The organism is Mycolicibacterium monacense, from assembly GCF_010731575.1.
GTDB classification, from domain to species: domain Bacteria; phylum Actinomycetota; class Actinomycetes; order Mycobacteriales; family Mycobacteriaceae; genus Mycobacterium; species Mycobacterium monacense.
The window spans coordinates 2,663,033-2,685,544 of the sequence record NZ_AP022617.1 but is presented as its reverse complement, the minus strand read 5'-3'; the positions used below and the strand labels follow the sequence as shown (position 1 = coordinate 2,685,544).

Genomic DNA, 22,512 nt, shown 5'->3' with positions numbered 1-22,512 from the left:
GATGCGCGAACACAATATTGGGTGCGAAACACGCGGTCCGCGGGCTTCGTTCCCGTGTGTCATGCCAGGAGCCGCCTGATCGGGCGGTCTTCGGTAGTGGCTGCCGGTGACGCGAGTCCCCGGCCGCTTCGATCGACGGCCGTAGCCGCATCAAGGCCGGTGGTTCATCCGCTGTGAGTGTTCCCGGCGTGACGACGCGAAACAGCTGAATGAATTCAGAGAGGCTGTACGGACGTCAATGTCTGTAGTTGAAATTGAAGACGGTGTGTACGAATCGACCGCCGTCATCGACAACGGGAGCTTCGGCACCCGCACCATCCGTTTCGAGACCGGCCGGCTGGCCCAGCAGGCCGCCGGCGCCGTCGTCGCCTACCTCGACGACGAGACCATGCTGCTGTCGGCCACCTCGGCCAGCAAGAGCCCGAAGGACCACTTCGACTTCTTCCCGCTGACGATCGACGTCGAAGAGCGGATGTACGCCGCGGGTCGCATCCCCGGCTCGTTCTTCCGTCGTGAGGGCCGTCCCTCCACCGACGCCATCCTGACCTGCCGGTTGATCGACCGTCCGCTGCGTCCGACATTCGTGTCCGGACTGCGCAACGAGATCCAGGTCGTCGTCACGGTGATGAGCCTGGATCCCAAGGATCTGTACGACGTGGTGGCCATCAACGCCGCGTCGGCGTCCACGCAGATCGCCGGGCTGCCGTTCTCGGGTCCGGTCGGCGGCGTGCGCGTCGCGCTGATCGACGGAACCTGGGTCGCGTTCCCGACCGTCGAGCAGCTCGAGCGCGCGGTGTTCGACATGGTCGTCGCCGGTCGCAAGACCGCTGACGACGTGGCGATCATGATGGTCGAGGCCGAGGCCACCGACAAGGTCGTCGAACTGGTCGCCGGCGGTGCCCAGGCGCCCACCGAGGCCGTCGTCGCCGAGGGGCTGGAAGCGGCCAAACCGTTCATCAAGGTGCTCTGTGAGGCCCAGCAGGAGCTGGCCGGGCGCGCCGCCAAGCCGACCGCCGACTACCCGCTGTTCCCCGAGTACGGCGAGGACGTCTACTACGCGGTCGCGTCGGTGGCCACCGACGCGCTGTCGGAGGCGCTGACCATCGCCGGCAAGGAAGAGCGCAACAACCGCACCGACGAGATCAAGGTCGAGGTGCTCGGACGGCTCGCCGACCAGTTCGCCGGCCGCGAGAAGGAGATCGGCGGGGCGTTCCGCTCGCTGACCAAGAAGCTGGTGCGCCAGCGCATCCTCACCGACCACTTCCGCATCGACGGCCGCGGCGTCACCGACATCCGGGCGCTGTCGGCTGAGGTCGCGATCGTTCCGCGCGCCCACGGCAGCGCGCTGTTCGAGCGCGGTGAGACCCAGATCCTGGGCGTCACCACGCTGGACATGGTCAAGATGGCCCAGCAGATCGACTCGCTGGGACCCGAGACCAGCAAGCGCTACATGCACCACTACAACTTCCCGCCGTACTCGACCGGTGAGACCGGCCGCGTCGGTTCGCCCAAGCGTCGCGAGATCGGCCACGGTGCGCTGGCCGAGCGGGCCCTCATGCCGGTGCTGCCGAGCGTCGAGGAGTTCCCGTACGCGATCCGCCAGGTGTCGGAGGCGTTGAGCTCCAACGGTTCGACGTCGATGGGGTCGGTGTGTGCGTCGACGCTGTCGCTGCTGAACGCCGGTGTGCCGCTCAAGGCCCCGGTCGCGGGTATCGCGATGGGTCTGGTGTCCGACGACGTCGAGGTGGACGGCAAGACCGAGCGCCGCTTCGTGACGCTGACCGACATCCTCGGTGCCGAGGATGCGTTCGGCGACATGGACTTCAAGTGCGCGGGCACCAAGGACTTCGTCACCGCCCTGCAGCTCGACACCAAGCTCGACGGCATCCCGTCGCAGGTGCTGGCGGGCGCGCTGGCGCAGGCCAAGGACGCACGCATCACGATCCTCGAGGTGATGGCCGAGGCCATCGACGCGCCGGACGAGATGAGCCCCTACGCACCGCGGATCACCACGATCAAGGTGCCCGTCGACAAGATCGGCGAGGTCATCGGGCCCAAGGGCAAGATGATCAACTCGATCACCGAGGAGACCGGCGCGTCGATCTCCATCGAAGACGACGGCACCGTGTTCGTCGGCGCCTCCAACGGCGAGGCCGCCCAGGCCGCGATCGACAAGATCAACGCGATCGCCAACCCGCAGCTGCCGAAGATCGGCGAGCGGTTCCTCGGCACCGTGGTGAAGACGACCGACTTCGGCGCCTTCGTCTCGCTGCTGCCGGGCCGCGACGGTCTGGTGCACATCTCCAAGCTGGGCCGCGGTAAGCGCATCGCCAAGGTCGAGGACGTGGCCAAGGTGGGCGACAAGCTGCGCGTCGAGATCGCCGACATCGACAACCGCGGCAAGATCTCCCTGGTCCTCGTTGCCGAGGAGGAGGCCGCGGAGGCTTCGGACAACGGTTCGGCCACGCCGTCGGACAAGGCGCCCGCGACCGCTGATGCGACCACTGCCGGCAATTAGTCGGCAATCGCTGCGGCGCAGCACAGCAAGCGTGGAGGCGGCCACCGTGGATGACACCACGGTGCGCCGCACCACGCTGCCCGGTGGCCTGCGGGTGGTCACCGAACGCATTCCCTCGGTGCGGTCCGCGTCGGTCGGGGTGTGGGTCAACGTCGGTTCCCGTGACGAGGGACCGACCGTGGCGGGCGCCGCGCACTTCCTCGAGCATCTGCTGTTCAAGTCGACACCGACCCGCACCGCCGTGGACATCGCCCAGGCGGTGGACGCCGTCGGCGGTGAGTTGAACGCCTTCACCGCCCGCGAGCACACCTGCTACTACGCCCACGTACTCGACGCCGACCTCGAGTTGGCGGTCGACCTGGTCGCCGATGTCGTGCTCCGCGGCCGGTGCGCCGTAGAAGACGTCGAGGTCGAGCGCGACGTGGTGCTCGAAGAGATCGCCATGCGCGACGACGATCCCGAGGACACCCTCGGCGACGTGTTCCTGTCGGCGATGTTCGGGTCGCATCCGGTCGGCCGGCCGGTGATCGGCAGCGTCGAATCGATCGAGGCGATGACCCGCAACCAACTGCATTCCTTCCACGTCCGGCGCTATGTGCCCGAACGGATGGTGCTCGCGGTCGCGGGCAACATCGAACACGACGACGTCGTGGCGATGGCGCGGAAGTACTTCGGGCCGAGGCTGATTCGCGGCCAGTCTGCGGTGCCGCCACGTAAGGGCACCGGACGTGTTCCGGGGCGCCCGACACTGCAGCTGATCAACCGCGACGCCGAGCAGACGCATCTGTCGATGGGTGTGCGCACCCCCGGGCGGCACTGGGATCACCGGTGGGCGTTGGCCGTGCTGAACACCGCTCTCGGCGGCGGGCTGAGTTCCCGTCTGTTCCAGGAGATTCGCGAGACCCGCGGTCTGGCGTATTCGGTGTACTCGACGGTCGACACCTTCTCCGACAGCGGGGCGCTGTCGATCTATGCGGCGTGTCAGCCGGAACGCTTCGACGAGGTGGTCCGGGTGACGACGGCCGTGCTCGAGAACGTGGCTCGCGACGGGATCACCGAGTCCGAATGCCGCATCGCGAAAGGCTCGTTGCGTGGCGGTCTGGTACTGGGACTTGAGGATTCCGGCTCCCGTATGCACCGAATCGGCCGCAGCGAACTGAACTACGGTAAACACCGCAGCATCGACCACACGCTCGAGCAGATCGGCGCAGTCACCCGCGACGAGGTCAATGCCGTTGCGCGGCAACTGCTCACACGTTCATTCGGCGCGGCGGTGCTGGGCCCGCACCGCACGAAATCGTCGCTGCCGAAGCCACTTCAGACCGTCGGCCGCTGACCCCCGTCGACCGCACGGCCGCCAGCCGGGTGACAATCGGGGTATGACGTATTCACTGACGCGCAGACGGTTGTTGTCGGCCACGGCGGTGCTCGGCGGCGCCGCGGCGTTCGCCACCTATGCCGGCAGGCCCGCGTACGCCCAGCCCGTCGCAGGGCTGGATGCGCTGGAACGCGCCAACAACGCCGTGGTAGGCGTGTTCGCGGTGAACCTGGACACCGGCCGCACGGTGGCGCACCGGGCGCAGGAGTCGTTCGCGATGTGTTCGACGTTCAAGGCCTACCTCGCCGCGCATGTCCTGCAACTCGTGGGTCGGGGTGAGCGTTCGCTCGAGCAGGGGCTGTACGTGGATGCGGCCGACATCCTGCCGAACTCGCCGCGCACCGAACCCCGGGTGGGCGGCGAGATGACGCTGGCCGAGTTGTGCCAGGCGATCCTGCAGGTCAGCGACAACGCCGCCGCGAACATTCTGCTGCGCGACGTCGGCGGGCCGCCGGCCGTCACCGCCTTCGCCCGCGGGATCGGGGACCCGCGGTCACGCCTGGACCGCTACGAGATCGAGTTGAACTCGGCGGTCCCGGGAGATCCGCGGGACACCAGTACACCGGAGGCGCTGGGCGGCGGGTTCCGGACTCTGCTCACCGGCGACGTACTCGCGCCGCCGCAGCGCCGCCTGCTCGAGGATTGGATGCGGGCCAACGAGACCTCGAGTATGCGGGCGGGGCTGCCGCCCGGCTGGACCACCGCCGACAAGACCGGCAGCGGCGACTACGGCACCACCAACGACGTCGGCATCGCGTACGGGCCGCAGGGTCAGCGGCTGCTGCTGGCGGTGATGACGCGGTCGGCCACCGACGATCCGGATGCGGAGAACATGCGGCCGCTGATCGGTGAGGTGACCGCGGCGGTGCTGCCGGAGTTGTTGCGCGGCTAGTGCAATTCACCGATCCGTGCCCGTGCGGTAGCGGCGATCCGTACGGCCGGTGCTGCCGGCCGCTGCATGTGGGGGAGCGCCACGCCGACACCGCCGAACAGCTGATGCGGTCGCGCTTCAGCGCCTACGCCGTCGGCGACTCGGACTACGTCTGGCGGACGTGGCATCCGCGCACGCGACCCGCCACGATCACCCTCGACCCGGGTCTTGAGTGGGTCGGGCTCGAGATTGTCGACGTCGCCGCGGGAGGGCGCGACGACGACACCGGGGAGGTCGAGTTCCTGGCGGTCTACCGCCAGGGCCGGCGAACGGGGACCCTCCACGAGCGGTCCCGGTTCGCCGTTCGCGCCCGGCGCTGGTTCTACCTCGACGGTGACGTCGGATGACGGTCAGGCGAGGACGGTCGCCGGATCGGTAAAGGGCAGGTCGAGGTCGGCCGCCACCTGCTCGCTGAGTAGCGCACCGGCGTGGGTGGACAGACCCTTGGCCAGGGCGGGGTCGGCCTGGCATGCGCCGCGCCAGCCCTTGTCGGCCAGTTTGAGCACGTAGGGCATGGTCGCGTTGGTGAGGGCAAACGTCGAGGTGCGCGGCACGGCACCCGGCATGTTGGCCACGCAGTAGAAGACCGCGTCGTGCACCTTGAACGTCGGGTCATCGTGCGTGGTGGGCCGTGAGTCCTCGAAGCAGCCGCCCTGGTCGATCGCGATGTCGACCAGTACCGCACCCGACTTCATCTGCGCCACAGTCGAATTGGTGACGAGCTTCGGTGCTTTCGCGCCGGGGATCAGCACGGCGCCGATCACCAGGTCGGCCTGCGTGACGGCCTCCTCCAGTTCGAGGCGAGAGGAGTAACGGGTCTCGATGGCGCCGCCGTACTCGGCATCGATCTTGCGCAGGATGTTGATGTTGACGTCGAACACCGTGACGTGTGCGCCCATTCCCCAGGCCACGGCGGCGGCGTTGTCGCCGGCCATACCGCCGCCGATCACCACGACCTTGGCCGGGGCGACGCCGGGGACGCCGCCCATCAGCACGCCGCGGCCACCCTGCGTGCGCATCAGGTGGTAGGCGCCGACCTGAGCGGAGAGCCGGCCGGCCACCTCGCTCATCGGCGCGAGCAGCGGCAGCGCACCGTCAGCGGTCTGCACGGTCTCGTAGGCGATCGACGTCGTCCGGGATGCGAGCAATGCGTCCGTGCAGGGTTGGGACGCGGCCAGGTGCAGGTAGGTGAACAGCGTCTGGCCCTCCCGCATGCGGGAGTACTCGGGTTCGATCGGCTCCTTGACCTTCAGCAGGAGGTCCGCCTCGGCCCACACTTCGTCCGCACCCGCGATGAGTTGGGCGCCTGCCGCTTTGAAGTCGGCATCAGAGATGGCCGACCCTTCGCCTGCGCCGGATTGGATCAGCACATCGTGTCCGTGGCTGGTCAGTTCCGCCACCCCGGCGGGGGTGATGGCGACGCGGTACTCGTTGTTCTTGATCTCGGTCGGGATCCCGACGCGCATGATTCTCCTCAAGTAGGTGGTGTCAAAATTGTGAAGAAACTTCGGCTTGAGCGCAATCGTAATGACGGCTCTTCGGTATATTGATCCGATGGTTGAAGAAACGTCGAATTCGGGGGTCAGGGCGGCGCGCACGTCGAAGGATGTTCGGCCCGCGGACATCGACGAGGTCGACCGCCGAATCCTGGCCGCTCTGCACGCCGACGCGCGGATCTCCAACAGCGCGCTGGCCGAGTCGATCGGGATCGCGCCGTCGACCTGTCACGGCCGCGTTCGGCGACTGCAGGAACTCGGCGTGATCCGCGGCTTCTATACCGACATCAATCCGTCGGCCATGGGTCTGTCGCTCCAGGCGATGATCTCGGTGACCCTGCAGTCGAACGCGCGCGGCAAGATTCGCAACTTCATCCAGCACATCCGGAGCAAGCAGCAGGTGATGGACGTGTACTTCCTCGCCGGCGCTGACGATTTCATCCTCCACGTCGCAGCGCGAGACACCGAGGATCTGCGTGCGTTCGTCGTCGAGAACCTCAACGCCGATGCGGACGTGGCCGGGACGCAGACGTCGTTGATCTTCGAGCATCTGCGGGGTGCCTCGCCACTCTGATTGCAGCGCCGCGTTATTCGGGCTCGTCGTCTTGACCGTCGTCATTGTCGGTGAGGTAGCGGTGGGGGTGGAAGTGGTTGTTGATGCGGGGTTGGCCGGTGTCGTGGTCTTCGGGTGGGGTCCATTGGGTGCGGCCGTTGCCGGGGCGGTGGGTGGTCCATCCGGTTTTCTCGATGAGCAGGTTGGCGGGTTGACACGCCAGGGTGAGGTCGTCGATGTCGGTGCGCCCACCGCGGGAGTAGTCCTCGGTGTGGTGGGCCTCGGTCCAATAGAACGGCACGGTGCAGCCGGGGTGGGTGCAGCCCCTGTCGCGGGCGAACAGGGCTAGGCGTTGGGCGGTGGTGGCGCAGCGTTTGGCGCGGCCGAAATAGAGGATTTCTTCGGTGTGGTCGTCGAAGACCGCCAGGTAGTGCCGGGAGTGGGCGGCCATCCGGATCAGATCGCGGATGGGGATCTTGTTGCCGCCGCCGGTGTGCGCCCACCCGGCGGCGCGTTCAAGCTCGCTGAGCGTCATCGTCGCGACGATGCTGGCGGGAACGCCGGCGACCTGGCCGAGGGAGCCGGAGGCGACCGCGTCGCGTAGGACGGTGGTGATCGCGTCGTGGTGGCGTTGGCCGGTGGTGCGGTCGTCGCGGCCGGTGTGGGTGTCGTCGTGGGGCAGGTTGGTGCCGGGGGCGGCGTATTTGGCGGCGATGAGGTCCCAGTGCGCGCGGGCTTCGGGGGTGAGCCAGCCCGTGACCCGGCTCATCCCGTCGGCCTGTTGGCGGCCGACGGTGAACTCGCGGCGGCGTTGGTGGGTGTGGTGGTCGGGTTCGGTGCCGTCCTGGTCGATGAACCCCAGCAGGGTGTCGGCGACCTTGCGGAAGTCCTCGGGCCGCAGTGCGCTGGCGTGGCCGACCAGGTCGCGTTCGTAGTGGTCGCGGCGCTCCCAGGACACCCATGCCGGAAGTTTCTTGACGAACTCCTGAATGATGCGCACGTGGGCGGTGCCGATGTCGCCGCGGGCGACCGCATCGGCGGTGTGGGCCAACTCGGTCTGCACCCGCTCCCCGGTCAGGGTGTAGCGCGGCCCCAACTGGCGCGCGTCAGTGAGGCGATCACCGGCGGCTTTGCGGGAGATGCGTAGGTGGTTGGCCAGCACCTCCTTGATAGAGGTGGCGCCGAGTTCATGGGGGTCGGCGTCCATCAGCCGCGCGGTCAGGCGGTGCTCCACACTGGGCACCGCCCACACCGCTGCTTTGATGCGGTCCAGTTCGGTGATCACCTGCGGGTGTGTCAGATCGTCGACGGGGGCGCTCTGCAGCTCAGCGACCGCGGCCAGTAGGCGGTCGACGGCGCCGGGAAACCCTCCATCCATGCTTCGAACACTAGTTCGACCCACCGACAAAACCGCCAGCAATGTGACTGTGGAAACCACTGTGACGAAAGAGGTTTCGAGCAATCCGCGAAGGTGGGCAAACTGCTGCGAAACCTGCGGCGCGTCGGGTGTAGACACGCACCCTCGCGCGGACCCGGAAGGGGTGTTGGGCCGCCTATTAGGGTGAGCGCATGCGAGTAGGCGTGCTGGGTGCGAAAGGCAAGGTCGGGGCGACGATGGTGCAGGCGGTCGAGGCCGCCGACGATCTGACGTTCACTACCGGCGTCGACGCCGGCGATCCGCTGAGCGCGTTAGTCGACACCAGAACCGACGTCGTCATCGACTTCACCCACCCCAGCGTGGTGATGGACAACCTGAAGTTCCTGATCGACAACGGTATTCACGCGGTGGTGGGCACCACCGGCTTCACCGACGAGCGGATCTCGCAGGTGCAGGACTGGCTCGCGGACAAGCCCGAGTCGGCCGTGCTGATCGCCCCGAACTTCGCGATCGGCGCCGTGCTGTCCATGCACTTCGCTCAGCAGGCGGCGCGGTTCTTCGAATCGGTCGAGGTGATCGAACTGCATCACCCGCACAAGGCGGACGCCCCGTCGGGCACCGCGGCACGCACCGCGAAGCTCATCGCCGCCGCGCGAAAAGACATGCCGCCCAACCCCGATGCCACCAGCACCGGCCTGGAAGGTGCGCGCGGGGCGGACGTCGACGGTATCCCCGTGCACTCGATCCGACTGGCCGGCCTGGTCGCGCACCAGGAGGTTCTGTTCGGCACCCAGGGTGAGACCCTGACCATCCGGCACGACAGCCTCGACCGGACCTCGTTCGTCCCCGGAGTCCTGCTGGCGGTGCGCAAGGTGTCCGAGCGTCCCGGCCTGAGCGTCGGTATCGAGCCGCTTCTCGACCTGACATGACCGACGACCGGCGCGCCCTGCGCACACAGGTGCTCATCGGCCTCATGTGCGTGGCGCTGGTCGTGTACTTCCTCCTGCTCGGCCGGATCGCGTTCGCGTTCATCGAGACCGGTGAACTGGCCGCCGTCGGACTGGGTGTCGCGCTGCTCGCGCTGCCGTTGATCGGGGTCTGGGTCATGGTCAGCACCCTGCAGGCAGGCTTCGCCCACCAGCGGTTGGTGCGATTGGCCCGGGAGCAGAACATGGACCTCGACGTGAGCGATCTGCCGCGCCGCCCGTCCGGGCGGATCGAGCGCGACGCCGCCGACGCGCTGTTCGAGCTTGTTCGCGCCGAACTGCACGAGGACCCGGACAACTGGATCCGCTGGTACCGCCTCGCGCGGGCGTACGACTACGCGGGCGACCGCGGCCGGGCACGGGCGGCGATGCGCAGGGCGGTCGAGCTCGAAGAGTCCGCGTGAGCACCCTGCTGATCGTCCACCACGCCCTGTCGCCCGCGACGCACGAACTCCTCGAGGCGGTGCTCGCAGGCGCGCGCGATCCGGACATCGAGGGGGTGGACGTCGGGGTGAGGCCCGCGCTGGCGGCCTCGCTGCCGGACATGCTCGACGCGGACGGCTGCCTGTGCGGCACCACCGCGACCCCCAATGTCGGGCGCGCTGAGACACTATTTGGGCGAAAACCCGCTTATTAGGCGAAGGGGCTAGCCAGTGCCACGTCTGCTGATCATCCACCACACACCGTCTCCGCATTGCCAGGAGATGTTCGAGGCAGTGCTGGCCGGAGCGACCGCCCCCGACATCGAAGGCGTGGAGGTCGTGCGGCGACCGGCACTGACGGTCTCAGCGGTCGAGATGCTGGAGGCCGACGGCTACGTGCTGGGCAGCCCGGCGAACCTGGGCTATATAAGTGGCGCCCTCAAGCTGGCGTTCGACCAGTCGTACTACCAGCTGCTCGACTCCACCCGTGGCCGACCGTTTGGGCTGTGGCTGCACGGCAACGAGGGCACCGAGGGGGCCGAGCGCGCGGTGGAAGGGATCACCGCGGGGCTGGGATGGGTGAAGGCGGCGGAGACGGTCGTGGTGATGGGCAAACCGACCAAAGCCGACGTCGAGGCGTGCTGGAATCTGGGCGCGACAGTCGCCGCGACGTTGATGGGGTGAAACACCTACGAGGTGTTGACCTTGTCCGACCGCGGCGCCGCCGGGGTGTACGCGCGTTCGCAGACGAACGCGCAGAAGCACGGCAGGCTGCTGCAGGGTGAGCCGAATCTGAGAACAAATGCAGCATTTTCTCGCAGGTCAAATTTCCAACGCGGCGTTGAAAGATCGTCGATTCCGATCACCTGGGGTGCCCGGCGCCGGCGCGTCGGCGCGTGGGTGCTGCGCGGCGGCGAGCGCGGCCAGTCGCGCCATGTCACCGCGTAGTGCATCGGTGCGGTCGTCGTGAGTGGGTATCAGCACCGAGACCAATCGTGATAACCACAGCGGCATCGACACACCCTGGAACGCCTGCGTGAGCCGGGTGCCGGTGGCGGTGGGCTCAAGCCGAAAGTGCCAGGCCGTTGCGTCACCGAGACCGCCGGAGGTGACGTAACCGAACTCGAGAGGCTCGTCGTAGGTGAAGATCGTGCAGTTGCGCGACCATCGATAGCGGCCGCTGCGGTTGGTCCCGCGGAATCGCCGGCCCAACCCCGCCGACGTCGTACCGTCCAGGAATCGCACCCGGCGACACTCGTGGCTCCACCGCGGAACACGCACCGGATCGGCGACCTGTTTCCATACTGCTTCGATCGGGGCGGCGATCTCCACGCTGATCTGCCCATTGAATTTCCGGTGCAGTCGGGTGTGCTGCGGCAGGTACCAACAGCGCCATACGCAGCGCTCATACCTACGGGTGGTGAAGGTCTCGATCGCCCACGCAACGGGCTTGGGCACCAGGGATCGGACCACCTCACGGTCCTCCTCGCTGGCGTCATCGAACAACCACAGCGCGGTGAAGGCCAACTCGGCAGGCTTGAGCGGCTTGACGGCAGAGGCCTGCTCGATAGCCTCCCATTCCGCCCTTGTCACCGCCGCCGACACTACCGGCATCATCTCGGTCTCCTCGCGCTGCAGATGCGGCAGCATCACCGCCGCAAGCTCGTCAAGCGCGGTGGCCACTTCGGTTCGCGCAGAGGGATTTTGGATGTAGCGACCGGCGGTTTCGGTGAGCCGGTCGATCGCCGGTATCAATGCGTGGTGGTCGGCCTCCATCGCGTCCAGAATCTGAGCTGCCCCAGGGACGCGTTCCCGCACCAGGGGATACAGGCCATCATCCTCGATGTGATGGTGGCGATGAAGGAACTCCATCATCCACGCCAGGTGCTTCGCGATCGCGGCGCGCTGGCTGGGATCGGGATAAGGCCACCGCGTCAGCGCGGATTGCGCGCGAGCGATGTCGCGGCGCAACGCGTTGTGGACAATGCCCATCATCCGGGTGTCGGCGGGCTGAGCGTCGGGTGTCACAGCACGGTCCTTCTGGCGCTTGGTCTTATTGAAGCCGAGTTCGTCGAATCGCGGCACCCGCTGCCCACGTCGCTGCGCCTCGGAGTCCAGCCGCAGCCGCAGCCGCCGACCCGCAGACATCAGGTACGCGGCCCGACGCACAGGATTGGCAGAAAGGACGAAGTCGTTGAGCGCTCGCTCAGCCGTGAACTCGACGTATTCACCGACATTGCGGCATTGCCCCGTCACGCTGATGTTTTCTTGGCTTTCAAACGCCGGCCCATGTGTGTGGAACGTCAGGCAGGCCGCCCCGTCGACGATCTCGCAGCCGACGGGTGGACGCAGCCGGAAGCCGCCGGGGATCTGCTCGGCGTGGCGCACGCGGACGGGTATCGGCCAGCCGTCGGGTGTCACGCTGGTCAGGACCGGCATGCCTAGCCGGTCGAGCGCACCGCGCACCCGCACCCGCCAGTCCTCCGGTGCGCGCGTGTTCCAAGACCCGGCACCGGGTCCGACCGGCGCAGGATCAGACGGCGGCGCGGTGGGCGGGATCTCTGGCTCCCAGAGCTGCGGGCGGTGATCGAGATTCCCGCCCGGCCACCACAGCACCCGCACAGGGGTGACTTCGATCCAGATGCGGGCCCAGTACCAAGCCATCCGACGCAGCACCACAGCGGGGATCCTGTCGAAGGCTTCGGGTAAACGCGTTGCGACTTCGGCGAGGTAGCGGGCCGAGTTGGCCCGCAGGTCGGCGTCGCGGACCGTGGCAAGCCCATGGATCACGAACGTCGCGGGGTCGGCGAGCCCCGAGCCGAGCGGCTGCGAAAACGACAGCGTCACTTTCGGATTGCGCCGAGCCCGCTCGGCCTTGAGGGGGTAGGTGAGGCCGGTAGCCACATCGATGGTGCGCCCATCGGCGCCCAGATACGGCGTGACCGGCCAGGTGATCGGGGCGCCGCGGCGGTCCAGCGACGCGTACTCCGTGGTCACGAACGCGGCCGCCTGCTCACGGATGATGGGCCAGTCCAAGGTGGCTTGGGTGTCGGCTATGGCTGCCATGGCAACCTCCGAAGTATGCTTAACTGGAGCTAGACGTATTGAATAGAGTCAACTATAGGAACTGCCTACCATAGTGTCAACGACATCCCGGCCCCGGCCATCTCGCAAGTACGACAACAGTCGGCGCCGCGCCGACGCCGAGGCGCGTCAGCGCAGAATCGTCGACGCGGCGACCGACCTGTTCGTTGAACAGGGGTTCAGTGCCACCTCGATCGACCAGATCGCGGCCGCAGCCGATGTGTCGGCACCAACGATCTACGCAACGTTCGGCTCAAAGTCCGGTGTGCTGGCCCGTGCGATCGACGTCGCCCTCGTCGGCGACTACAGCGACGTCCCGGTGGTGGACCGAATTCTGAGTCTTATCGAAGAGTCCGGCACCCAAGAACTCCGACAATTTGCCGCGGTCGCACAGTTCATCCGCACCGTCAACGAGCGCGTGGCACCGTTGATCCGGGTGATGGAGCAGGCGGCCTCGACCGACCCGGCCCTGCAGAAGCTGCGCACCAGATTGGTCGGCGCGATCCGTGCCGACTGCGCACCGGTGATCGAGAAGTTTTGGCGAACCTCACTCGGTCCTGGGCTCTCCGCGGACGAAGCCGCCGATGCGATGGCGACGATGATGTCACCAACTGTGTATTCGATGCTCATCGTCGACATGGGCTGGTCACCCGATCGCTACCAAGAGTGGTTGGCTCATGCGTTACCGCAACTGCTCCTGCGGGCGGAACTCTTACGTGAGTGACCCGACCGATGAGTCCGACGTTCCAGTGCAACCAGCCACGAGCTGATCAAGGCGTCCCGGCAACAACGACACCGTCGGAGCGGTCAACGCGGTAGAAAGACTCGCGACGGGGTTGGGTCTCGAGAAGTCGGCCGATGTCCTGGAGGTGGTCGGCACCGTCGACGCCGCGGTCCGCGAACGTGCCTACGAACTGGGCGGCACGCTGGCGGCCATGTTGATGGAGTGAAGGGATGAACGTATGCCGGGAATCGCCGATATCGCCCTGGGGGCCGCTCCGATCGCCGGCGGCGCACTGCTCGGTATCGCCGCGGGAGGTCTGAGGGGACCCGACGTCCGCGGCATGATCGCCAAGGACATGGAGCTGCTCGAGCGACTTCCCGAAGAGCAGGTGGAACTGCGTGCGCGGCTCAGGCGAAGCATCGACCAACGCATCGAGGACCTCGTCACCACCGCCGAGCGCAGCCGCGAACTGCGCATCGCCGCGATGTCGTACGAGGGCAACTGGCGCGACGTCCTGGTGTTCATCTGCACCGTGCTCTTCACGGTCGTGTGGTGGCATGTCAGCCACAGCCGCTCCAACTGGCTGGTGATGTTCATCGTGCTGATCGTGCTGACGGTTGTCGCAGGCGCTTATGCGGCGCGAGGAATCCGCCGCGCGCTGGGCCGAAAACGGCGCAACCGCAGGGGTGCCCTCTAACTCGGCAGCGAGCTCGCGAACAGCTCCTGCATCGCGATCCAGTGCCGCTGCGCCGCCTCCTCGTCGTAAGGCGCGTTGTCGGGCACCGCGAACCCGTGGCCCGCCGGGTAGATCTCCACGGTGTGCCGCACACCCGCCGCGGTGAGCGCCTTGTCGAGCGTCTCGGCCTGTTCGTTGGTGAAGGAATTGTCGTTCTGCGCGCCGGCCACGTACACCGTCGCGGTGATGCGGTCGGCGAGCAGGTGTGGGCTGGTCTCGTCATCGGTGACCAGCCCGCCGCCGTGGAACGATCCGGCGGCCGCGACCCGCTCGGGGACCCGGCCCGCGACGATCAGCGCGGTCCGCCCACCCATGCAGTAACCGCACACCCCGAACCGGTCACCGCGCACCTCGGGCCGGCCGGCGAGGAAGTCGAAGAAAGCCGCGGCGTCGGTGGCCATCTTGTCCGGGGTCACCGATCCGATCATCCCGAACAGCCGGCGGCGTTCGGCCTGGTCGCCGAACACGGTGCTCATGTCGAACGGCTCCCACTCACCGCGGCGGTAGTACACGTCCGGCAGCAGCACGGCGTGGCCGAATGCCGCCAACCGGTCCGCCATCTCGTGGAATGTGGGGCGCACGCCGCCGGCGTCGGGATACATCACCACACCCGACCACGGACCGGGTCCGTTCGGCGTGTGCAGGGTCACGGGGCAGGCGCCGTCGGGCGTCGTGACGGTCGCGGTGATAGTCGGCATGCCATCCGTTCTACTCGCCGCCTCTGGAAGTAAGCTGGCCGACGTGCCGATCCCCACGCCCTACGAGGATCTGCTGCGTCTCGTATTCGAGCGCGGCACCCCCAAATCGGACCGCACCGGAACCGGCACCCGCAGCCTGTTCGGTCACCAGATGCGCTATGACCTCGCCGCGGGGTTCCCGTTGATCACCACCAAGAAGGTGCACCTCAAATCGGTGGTGTACGAGCTCCTGTGGTTCCTGCGGGGTGAATCCAACGTGCGCTGGCTGCAGGAGCACGGCGTCACGATCTGGGACGAATGGGCCAGCGAGACCGGTGAGCTCGGCCCCGTCTACGGCGTGCAGTGGCGGTCGTGGCCGACCCCGTCGGGCGGGCACGTCGACCAGATCAGCGCGGCTGTCGACCTGCTGCGGACCGACCCGGACTCGCGCCGCAACATCGTCTCGGCGTGGAATGTGGGGGAGATCCCGCAGATGGCGCTGCCGCCGTGCCATGCGTTCTTCCAGTTCTACGTCGCCGACGGCCGGCTCTCCTGCCAGCTGTACCAGCGCAGTGCCGACCTCTTCCTCGGCGTGCCGTTCAACATCGCCAGCTATGCGTTGCTCACCCACATGATGGCCGCGCAGGCCGGACTGGGTGTCGGTGAGTTCGTGTGGACCGGCGGCGACTGCCACATCTACGACAACCACGTCGAGCAGGTCACCGAGCAGCTCTCCCGCGACCCTCGCCCGTATCCGGAACTCGTTCTCGCGCAACGAGATTCAATATTCGACTACACCTACGAGGACGTCGTCGTCAAGAACTACGATCCGCACCCGGCGATCAAAGCCCCGGTGGCGGTATGAGGTCTGCTTGCAGGACCGAGAGTCGATGATGACGGTCGGACTCATCTGGGCGCAGTCGACCTCGGGCGTGATCGGACGCGACGGTGGGATCCCGTGGCATCTGCCCGAAGACCTGGCCCGGTTCAAGGAGATCACCCTCGGTCACCCCGTCGTGATGGGCCGGCTCACCTGGGAGTCACTGCCACCGAAGGTCCGGCCGCTGCCGGGACGGAAAAATGTCGTACTCACCCGGCAAGCTGACTACATGGCTGAGGGAGCTGAGGTCGTGACGAGCCTCGACGACGCGTTGGGTGACGAGGAGACGTGGGTGATCGGCGGTGAGCGCATCTACACGCTGGCGCTCGGCCGGGCCACGCGATGCGAGGTCACCGAGGTCGAGATCGAACTCCACCGGCAGGACGCCGACGCCGTCGCACCCGTCCTCGGGGAGGCCTGGGTCGGTACCGCGGGGGACTGGCTGACCAGCGTCTCCGGCTTGCGCTACCGGTTCCACAGCTACCAGCGCGCATGAGGCTCACCGGCGCCCAGGCCCGCCGGATCGCCGTCGCCGCGCAGGGGTTCGCCGAACCCAAACCGCGCGGCCCGGTCACGCGCGCGCACCTGCGCAGGCTGGTCGACCGCATCCAGGTGCTGCAGCTCGATTCGGTGTCGGTGGCGGTGCGGGCCCACTACGCACCGGTGTTCAGCCGGCTCGGCCCCTACGACCGCGGTGTGCTGGACGGCGCCGCCTGGTCGCATTCGACGCGGGCGCCGCGGCTGCTCGTCGAGTACTGGGCGCACGAGGCCGCGCTGATGGCCGTCGACGACTGGCCGCTGCTGCGCTGGCGGATGCGCGAATACACCCACGGCCGGTGGGGCACCCACATCGTCAAGGCCAACCCGCAACTCGCCGATGACATCGTCACCGCGGTCACCGAACTCGGGCCCGCCACCGCCGGCCAGATCGAGGAGTACCTCGGCGCCGAACAGCGCGGTCGTAAAGGGCCGTGGTGGGACCGCAGCGACACCAAATGGGTGACCGAGGCGCTGTTCGCCTCCGGTGTGCTCACCACCGCGACGCGCGTCGGCTTCGCGCGCCACTACGACCTCACCGAGCGGGTGCTGCCCGCGGACGTGGTGGCCCGTCAGATCGACGACGCCGACGCGGTGCGAGAACTGTGCCTGCGGGCGGCCGGCGCGCTGGGCGTGGCCACCGAAGCCGACATCCGCGACTACTTCCGGCTGGCGGCCAAACAGGTCAAACCGGCGCTCGCCGAGCTGGTCGCCGCCGGTGAACTCGTGCCCGTCGAGGTCGACGGCTGGGCGGCGCCGGCCTATCTGCGGGCCGGGCAGACCGTCCCGCGCACCGACCGCGGCACGGCGCTGCTGTGCCCGTTCGACCCGCTGATCTTCTTCCGCCCGCGGGTGGAGCGGCTCTTCGGATTTCACTACCGCATCGAGATCTACGTGCCACAACACAAACGGCAGTACGGCTACTACGTGTGGCCGTTCCTGCTCGACGGCCGGCTGGTCGGCAGGGTCGATCTCAAGGCGGAGCGGACCCGCGACGCGTTGCACGTGGTGGGCGCATTCGTCGAACCCGGGGAGGACCCCGCACGGGTGGCCGTCGCGCTGGCCGGCGAGCTGAAGACGATGGCGCAGTGGCTGGGACTGGCCGTCGTGACGGTCGGGGACCGCGGCGATCTCGTGGCGACCCTGCGGGAGTCCGCCGCGTTAGGGTGACGCCGTGGCCGAAACCGCGCCGCTGCGCGTGCAGCTGATCGCCAGGACCGAGTTCACGGTGCCGCCCGACGTGCCGTGGGAGACCGACGCCGAGGGGGGTGCCGCGCTCGTCGAGTTCGCGGGGCGGGCCTGCTACCAGAGCTGGTCGAAACCCAACCCGCGCACGGCCACCAACGCGTCGTACCTGCGCCACATCATCGAAGTGGGACATCTGTCCGTGCTCGAGCACGCGTCGGTGTCGTTCTACATCACGGGCATCTCCCGGTCGTGCACCCACGAGCTGATCCGCCACCGGCACTTCTCGTACTCGCAGCTCTCGCAGCGCTACGTCCCCGAGAACGACTCACAGGTCGTCGTGCCACCAGGTATCGAGGGCGACGCCGAACTCGAGGGACTGTTCACCGCGGCCGCCGACGCCAGCCGCGCCGCCTACGCCGAACTGCTGGCGAAGCTGGAGGCCAAGCTCATGGGCGATGAGCCCAGAGAGGGACGGGCCACGCTGCGCCGTAAACAGGCCAGGCAGGCGGCCCGATCGGTACTGCCGAACGCCACCGAGACCCGCATCGTCGTCACCGGCAACTACCGCGCCTGGCGCCATTTCATCGCGATGCGGGCCAGTGAGCACGCCGACCTCGAGATCCGCCGGCTGGCCATCGCCTGCCTGCGGGAACTGGTCGCCGTCGCACCCGCGGTGTTCGCCGACTTCGAGATCTACCCGCTGGCCGACGGCACGGAGGTGGCGACCACCCCGCTCGTCACCGAGGCCTGAGCCCAAGCGGGTAATCTTGTCACCCGTGAGTATCAGCGGATTCGACGTGACGGCCCGGTTGGGCACCGTGCTCACCGCGATGGTCACTCCGTTCAAGCCCGACGGCACCCTCGACACGGACGCCGCCGCCCGTCTGGCGAACCACCTCGTCGATTCCGGCTGCGACGGTCTGGTGCTGTCCGGCACCACCGGTGAGTCCCCGACCACCACCGATGACGAGAAGCTCGCGCTGCTGCGCACCGTGCTCGAGGCGGTCGGCGACCGCGCCCGTGTCGTCGCCGGCGCGGGCACCTACGACACCGCCCACAGCGTGCACCTGGCCAAGTCGTGTGCGGCCGAGGGCGCGCACGGTCTGCTCGTCGTGACCCCGTATTACTCCCGCCCGCCGCAGGCCGGCCTGCTCGCGCACTTCACCGCGGTCGCCGACGCAACCGACCTGCCCGTCGTGCTGTACGACATCCCGCCGCGGTCGGTCGTCCCGATCGCCTGGGACACCATCCGCACGCTCGCCGAGCACCCGAACATCGTCGCGATCAAGGATGCCAAGGGCGACCTGCACGGCGGCGGTCAGATCATCGCCGAGACCGGTCTGGCGTACTACTCCGGCGACGACGCGCTGAACCTGCCGTGGCTGGCGATGGGCGCCGTCGGCTTCATCAGCGTGTGGGGCCACTTCGCGGCCAGCCAGCTGCGAGAGATGCTGTCGGCGTTCAACTCCGGCGACATCGCGACCGCGCGCAAGATCAGCGTGGCGCTCGGCCCGCTGAGTGACGCGCAGGCGCGTCTGGGTGGCGTGACGATGTCCAAGGCCGGGCTGGGCCTGCTGGGCTTCGACGTCGGGCTGCCGCGGCTGCCGCAGATTCCGCCGACGCCCGACGAGCTGACGGCGCTGGCCGAGGACATGCGCGCCGCGGCGGTGCTGCGGTGACGCCGTGAACAACGACCTCGTCCCGCCCGGCCCGCTCGCGGTCGGCGGGTTGCGCGTGACCGCGCTGGGCGGCATCAGCGAGATCGGCCGCAACATGACCGTTTTCGAGCATCTCGGCCGTCTGCTCATCATCGACTGCGGGGTGCTGTTCCCCGGCCACGACGAACCCGGTGTGGACCTGATCCTGCCGGATCTGCGCCACGTCGAGGAGCGTCTCGACGACGTCGAGGCGCTGGTGCTCACCCATGCGCACGAAGACCACATCGGCGCCGTGCCGTTCCTGCTCAAACTGCGGCCCGACATCCCGGTCGTCGGTTCACGGTTCACCCTCGCCCTGGTGCGCGAGAAGTGCCGCGAACACCGGATCAAGCCGAAGTTCGTCGAGGTGGCCGAGGGGCAGCGCAGCACCCACGGCGTCTTCGAATGCCAGTATTTCGCGGTCAACCACTCGGTGCCGGGATGTCTGGCCATCGCGCTGCACACCGGCGCCGGAACCGTGCTGCACACCGGTGACATCAAACTCGATCAGCTCCCGCTCGACGGGCGGCCCACCGATCTGCCGGGGATGTCGCGCCTCGGTGACGCCGGCGTCGACCTGTTCCTCTGTGATTCGACCAACGCCGACCGCCCCGGTGTCGGACCGTCGGAGAGCGAGATCGGGCCGACGCTGCACCGGCTGATCCGCGGCGCGGACGGACGCGTGATCGTCGCGTGCTTCGCCTCCAACGTCGACCGGGTGCAGCAGATCATCGACGCGGCGGTGGCGCTGGGCCGTCGGGTGTCCTTCGTGGGCCGCTCGATGGTGCGCAACATGGGCATCGCCCGCGAACTGGGATACCTCAAGGTCGACGACAGCGATCTGCTCGACATCGGCGCCGCCGAGATGATGCCGGCGGAGAAGGTCGTGCTGATCACCACCGGAACGCAGGGTGAGCCCATGTCGGCGCTGTCGCGGATGTCGCGCGGGGAGCACCGCAGCATCACGCTGACCGACGGGGACCTGATCATCCTGTCCTCGTCGCTGATCCCCGGCAACGAGGAGGCCGTCTACGGCGTCATCGACTCACTGTCCAAGATCGGGGCCAGGGTCGTCACCAACGCCCATGCGCGCGTGCATGTCTCGGGTCACGCGTACGCCGGCGAGCTGCTGTTCCTCTACAACGGCGTCAAACCGCGCAACGTGATGCCCGTGCACGGCACCTGGCGGCACCTGCGCGCCAACGCCGCGCTGGCCGAGCGCACCGGGGTTCCGCCCGAGTCGATCGTGTTGGCGGAGAACGGCGTCAGCGTGGATCTGGTCGCCGGGAAGGCGAGCATCGCCGGTGCGGTCGGCGTCGGGAAGATGTTCGTCGACGGGCTGGTCACCGGTGACGTGGGTGAGACCACACTGGGTGAGCGTCTCGTTCTCTCTTCGGGTTTCGTCGCGGTCACCGTCGTCGTGCATCGGGGGACCGGCCGCCCGGCCGGCCCGGCCCACCTGGCGTCCCGAGGCTTCTCCGAGGACCCCAAGGCGCTCGAACCGGTCGCGCGCAAGGTCGAAGAGGAACTCGAGAGGCTGACCGCCGATACGGTCACCGACCCGGGCCGCATCGCCCAGGCGGTGCGGCGCACCGTCGGCAAGTGGGTGGGCGAGACCTACCGACGCCAGCCGATGATCGTGCCCACGGTCATCGAGATCTGACCCTCCTCTCGGGCGCAATCAAAGATCACCCGTTCGTACGAGGTGCTGCGCGGCCGATGGTGGTTTCTTTGGCGGTAGCGTCAATTCGAGGAGATCACGATGCCGAGAGTCTGTCGCCGGTAGACCCCGAAGCCGTCCTCCGCCGATGTGCGGAGAGCCCGCGGATACCCGCCATTCGCCCCTTCGATCTTGGAAACACCATGCATGCCAACCAATTGATGCACCCGCGGCAGTTCGTGACGACGTGGATCGTGCATCGGCCCCCGAAGCATCAGACCGTGATCACCGTTCAAGAGGTGGAGCTCGCCACCGCCGCTGCGGCGGCACCGGCCGCCGCTGCCCTGGCGCGGGCCGAGTCCCGACACCGGGTGTTGAAGTGGCCGGCACCGCATGTCCTGCCGGAGAGCCGTTCGCACTACTACCCGCGCCGGTGTGCGTACTTCGAGACCTCGACGATGTCCCGCTTGATGGATCACCTCTGACGAGGTGACCGGACTGATCAGCGCTTGTTGACGAAGCCCGCGTCCACCGGCAGCGTGACGCCGGTGATGTAGCGCGCCTCGTCGGACGCCAGGAAGGCGACGGCGGCGGCGATGTCCTCGACCTCGAGGGCCTGCACCGGCAGGGCGTTCGTCATGTTCGGCGCCATCTCGCCCCTGCCCCGGGTCTCCTGCGCGAGCCCCTCGAGCCAGCTGCGGGTGAACTCGTTGTCGATCATCGGGGTGTTGACCCCCGCGGGGTGCACCGAGTTCACCCGGATGCTGTGGGTGGCAAGGATGTTCGCGTACACGCGCATGATCCCGACGATGCCGTGTTTGGCGGCGGCGTAGCCGATCGACCCGGCCATCGGCGACGCGAGGCCGACGAGGCCGGCGACCGAACTGGTCAACACGATCGATCCGCCGTTGCCCGCCTTGATCATCGGCCGCATCGCGACGTCGACCGTGTGGAAGACCCCGGTGAGGTTGACGTCGATGACGTCCTGCCAGGCGTCCTCGCCGGCCATCGGCGCGATCCCGGCGTTGGCGACGACGACGTCGAGCCGCCCGCCGAGCCGTTCCACCCCGTCCATCAGTGCGGTCTTGAGCGCGGCACGGTCCCGAACGTCGGCCTGCGAGGCGACGATCCGCCCCCCGGTCTCCTCGACGAGCTTGACCGTGGCCGCCAGGTCGTCCGGAGTCGCCAGCGGATACGGCACCGAGGCGATCTGATCGCACAGGTCCACCGCGATGATGTCGGCGCCGTCGGACGCCAACCGCACGGCATGGGCTCGGCCCTGGCCGCGGGCCGCGCCGGTGATGAAGGCGACCTTGCCCTCCAGGGGGCGCACCGGTGTCGTCACCGTCAGGGCCGCAGCCGGCCCTTGGCCGGGTCGCCGGCCGGGACCGGTTCCAGCATCTTGATGTCGGGGGCGCCGTCGAGGTGCTCACCGACCTCGGCGAACAGCGTCGTGACGCCCGGCGCGGTGCTGTGGGTCTTGAGCGCATCCGCGTCGGCCCACTGTTCGACGAACACGAACGTGCCGTTGGCCTCGTGCAGCGAGTAGAGGTCGCAACCCGGCTCGGAGTGGACGCTCTCGATGGCCTTCTTGCAGGCCTCCCGCACGGTGTCGACCGATTCGGGCTTGGCGGTCATGGTGGCGACGACGACTACGGGCATGCGCG

General features: G+C 68.0%; 23 protein-coding genes and 3 pseudogenes. 20 read left to right on the top strand and 6 right to left on the bottom strand.

Annotation, left to right across the window (positions count from 1 at the left end; translation table 11 throughout):
- Positions 1–238 precede the first annotated feature (238 nt).
- From G6N49_RS12850 to G6N49_RS12835, 4 genes are read left to right on the top strand one after another with little or no spacing between them, the layout of a single operon-like run.
- Positions 239–2,518, top strand: coding sequence for a polyribonucleotide nucleotidyltransferase (locus tag G6N49_RS12850; protein ID WP_011559498.1), 2,280 nt, complete (start codon positions 239–241; stop codon positions 2,516–2,518).
- A gap of 46 nt (positions 2,519–2,564) precedes the next feature.
- A complete protein-coding gene (locus G6N49_RS12845; RefSeq protein ID WP_011559499.1) occupies positions 2,565–3,854 on the top strand; it encodes a M16 family metallopeptidase in 1,290 nt (429 codons plus the stop codon).
- Between the two features lie 43 nt (positions 3,855–3,897).
- On the top strand, positions 3,898–4,788 hold the full coding sequence (bla, locus tag G6N49_RS12840; protein WP_011855382.1) for a class A beta-lactamase: 891 nt from the start codon (positions 3,898–3,900) through the stop codon (positions 4,786–4,788).
- Complete coding sequence (locus G6N49_RS12835; protein ID WP_011855383.1) at positions 4,788–5,174, top strand: YchJ family protein; 387 nt, start codon at positions 4,788–4,790, stop codon at positions 5,172–5,174. Before bla ends, G6N49_RS12835 begins: the two co-directional genes overlap by 1 nt.
- A gap of 3 nt (positions 5,175–5,177) precedes the next feature.
- Here G6N49_RS12835 and ald read toward each other — a convergent pair whose 3' ends face one another.
- Positions 5,178–6,293 carry an alanine dehydrogenase gene (gene ald, locus G6N49_RS12830; RefSeq protein ID WP_011855384.1) on the bottom strand — a complete coding sequence of 372 codons (1,116 nt, stop codon included), beginning with the start codon at positions 6,291–6,293 and terminating at the stop codon, positions 5,178–5,180.
- A gap of 88 nt (positions 6,294–6,381) precedes the next feature.
- On the opposite strand from ald, the gene aldR reads away from it, so the two are divergent.
- Positions 6,382–6,897 carry an HTH-type transcriptional regulator AldR gene (aldR, locus tag G6N49_RS12825; protein WP_041925028.1) on the top strand — a complete coding sequence of 172 codons (516 nt, stop codon included), beginning with the start codon at positions 6,382–6,384 and terminating at the stop codon, positions 6,895–6,897.
- Positions 6,898–6,910: 13 nt separating this feature from the next.
- Here the strand turns inward: aldR and G6N49_RS12820 are convergent, their stop codons facing one another.
- The gene (locus G6N49_RS12820; RefSeq protein ID WP_083044600.1) at positions 6,911–8,254 is read right to left on the bottom strand and encodes an HNH endonuclease signature motif containing protein; all 1,344 of its coding nucleotides are present in this window, start codon (positions 8,252–8,254) and stop codon (positions 6,911–6,913) included.
- A 191-nt stretch (positions 8,255–8,445) separates the two neighbouring features.
- Here G6N49_RS12820 and dapB point away from each other — a divergent pair, with 191 nt between their 5' ends.
- The 4 genes and pseudogenes from dapB (at position 8,446) to G6N49_RS12800 (ending at position 10,346) form a co-directional block, all read left to right on the top strand.
- Entirely contained in the window at positions 8,446–9,183 is a 738-nt protein-coding gene (gene dapB, locus G6N49_RS12815) for a 4-hydroxy-tetrahydrodipicolinate reductase (RefSeq protein ID WP_011855387.1), read from the top strand.
- A complete protein-coding gene (locus G6N49_RS12810) occupies positions 9,180–9,644 on the top strand; it encodes a hypothetical protein (protein ID WP_011855388.1) in 465 nt (154 codons plus the stop codon). Before dapB ends, G6N49_RS12810 begins: the two co-directional genes overlap by 4 nt.
- Positions 9,641–9,823 (top strand): annotated as a pseudogene (locus tag G6N49_RS12805) (flavodoxin); the annotation flags it as partial. The gene G6N49_RS12810 and the pseudogene G6N49_RS12805, both read left to right, overlap by 4 nt.
- A 70-nt stretch (positions 9,824–9,893) precedes the next feature.
- On the top strand, positions 9,894–10,346 hold the full coding sequence (locus G6N49_RS12800; RefSeq protein WP_011855390.1) for a flavodoxin family protein: 453 nt from the start codon (positions 9,894–9,896) through the stop codon (positions 10,344–10,346).
- A 138-nt stretch (positions 10,347–10,484) separates the two neighbouring features.
- Here the strand turns inward: G6N49_RS12800 and G6N49_RS12795 are convergent, their stop codons facing one another.
- Positions 10,485–12,728, bottom strand: a complete 2,244-nt coding sequence (locus tag G6N49_RS12795; RefSeq protein ID WP_011855391.1) for a hemerythrin domain-containing protein — start codon at positions 12,726–12,728, stop codon at positions 10,485–10,487.
- 73 nt (positions 12,729–12,801) lie between these two features.
- Here G6N49_RS12795 and G6N49_RS29510 point away from each other — a divergent pair.
- The 4 genes and pseudogenes from G6N49_RS29510 to G6N49_RS12780 form a co-directional block, all read left to right on the top strand.
- Positions 12,802–13,011: pseudogene (locus G6N49_RS29510) on the top strand (TetR/AcrR family transcriptional regulator); the annotation flags it as partial.
- The gene (locus G6N49_RS12790; RefSeq protein ID WP_234786838.1) at positions 13,012–13,470 is read left to right on the top strand and encodes a hypothetical protein; all 459 of its coding nucleotides are present in this window, start codon (positions 13,012–13,014) and stop codon (positions 13,468–13,470) included.
- A 58-nt stretch (positions 13,471–13,528) separates the two neighbouring features.
- Positions 13,529–13,696, top strand: a pseudogene (locus G6N49_RS12785) (flavodoxin); the annotation flags it as partial.
- Positions 13,697–13,708: 12 nt separating this feature from the next.
- On the top strand, positions 13,709–14,167 hold the full coding sequence (locus G6N49_RS12780) for a hypothetical protein (protein ID WP_011559508.1): 459 nt from the start codon (positions 13,709–13,711) through the stop codon (positions 14,165–14,167).
- Here the strand turns inward: G6N49_RS12780 and G6N49_RS12775 are convergent.
- Positions 14,164–14,904: a dienelactone hydrolase family protein gene (locus G6N49_RS12775; RefSeq protein WP_011559509.1), complete on the bottom strand. Its 741-nt coding sequence runs from the start codon at positions 14,902–14,904 to the stop codon at positions 14,164–14,166. The genes G6N49_RS12780 and G6N49_RS12775 overlap by 4 nt on opposite strands.
- Positions 14,905–14,947: 43 nt before the next feature.
- Here G6N49_RS12775 and G6N49_RS12770 point away from each other — a divergent pair, with 43 nt between their 5' ends.
- From G6N49_RS12770 to G6N49_RS29505, 7 genes are all read left to right on the top strand, one after another.
- Entirely contained in the window at positions 14,948–15,748 is an 801-nt protein-coding gene (locus tag G6N49_RS12770; RefSeq protein ID WP_011559510.1) for a thymidylate synthase, read from the top strand.
- A gap of 25 nt (positions 15,749–15,773) precedes the next feature.
- A complete protein-coding gene (locus G6N49_RS12765) occupies positions 15,774–16,259 on the top strand; it encodes a dihydrofolate reductase (RefSeq protein ID WP_011855393.1) in 486 nt (161 codons plus the stop codon).
- Positions 16,256–17,470 (top strand): winged helix-turn-helix domain-containing protein, encoded by a 1,215-nt coding sequence (locus G6N49_RS12760; protein ID WP_011855394.1) that lies wholly within the window; start codon positions 16,256–16,258, stop codon positions 17,468–17,470. The genes G6N49_RS12765 and G6N49_RS12760 overlap by 4 nt, the downstream gene beginning before the upstream one ends.
- A gap of 4 nt (positions 17,471–17,474) precedes the next feature.
- Entirely contained in the window at positions 17,475–18,239 is a 765-nt protein-coding gene (gene thyX, locus G6N49_RS12755) for an FAD-dependent thymidylate synthase (protein WP_011855395.1), read from the top strand.
- 79 nt (positions 18,240–18,318) lie between these two features.
- Positions 18,319–19,167 carry a 4-hydroxy-tetrahydrodipicolinate synthase gene (dapA, locus tag G6N49_RS12750; protein WP_235679612.1) on the top strand — a complete coding sequence of 283 codons (849 nt, stop codon included), beginning with the start codon at positions 18,319–18,321 and terminating at the stop codon, positions 19,165–19,167.
- A gap of 4 nt (positions 19,168–19,171) precedes the next feature.
- Positions 19,172–20,848 (top strand): ribonuclease J, encoded by a 1,677-nt coding sequence (locus tag G6N49_RS12745; protein WP_011559515.1) that lies wholly within the window; start codon positions 19,172–19,174, stop codon positions 20,846–20,848.
- Between the two features lie 278 nt (positions 20,849–21,126).
- Positions 21,127–21,330 (top strand): hypothetical protein, encoded by a 204-nt coding sequence (locus G6N49_RS29505; protein WP_225891981.1) that lies wholly within the window; start codon positions 21,127–21,129, stop codon positions 21,328–21,330.
- Between the two features lie 17 nt (positions 21,331–21,347).
- On the opposite strand, the gene G6N49_RS12735 is transcribed toward G6N49_RS29505, so the two are convergent.
- Together G6N49_RS12735 and G6N49_RS12730 are read right to left on the bottom strand one after the other, a co-directional pair.
- The gene (locus G6N49_RS12735) at positions 21,348–22,178 is read right to left on the bottom strand and encodes a mycofactocin-coupled SDR family oxidoreductase (RefSeq protein WP_011559517.1); all 831 of its coding nucleotides are present in this window, start codon (positions 22,176–22,178) and stop codon (positions 21,348–21,350) included.
- Between the two features lie 14 nt (positions 22,179–22,192).
- Entirely contained in the window at positions 22,193–22,507 is a 315-nt protein-coding gene (locus G6N49_RS12730; protein ID WP_011559518.1) for a putative quinol monooxygenase, read from the bottom strand.
- Positions 22,508–22,512 lie beyond the last annotated feature (5 nt).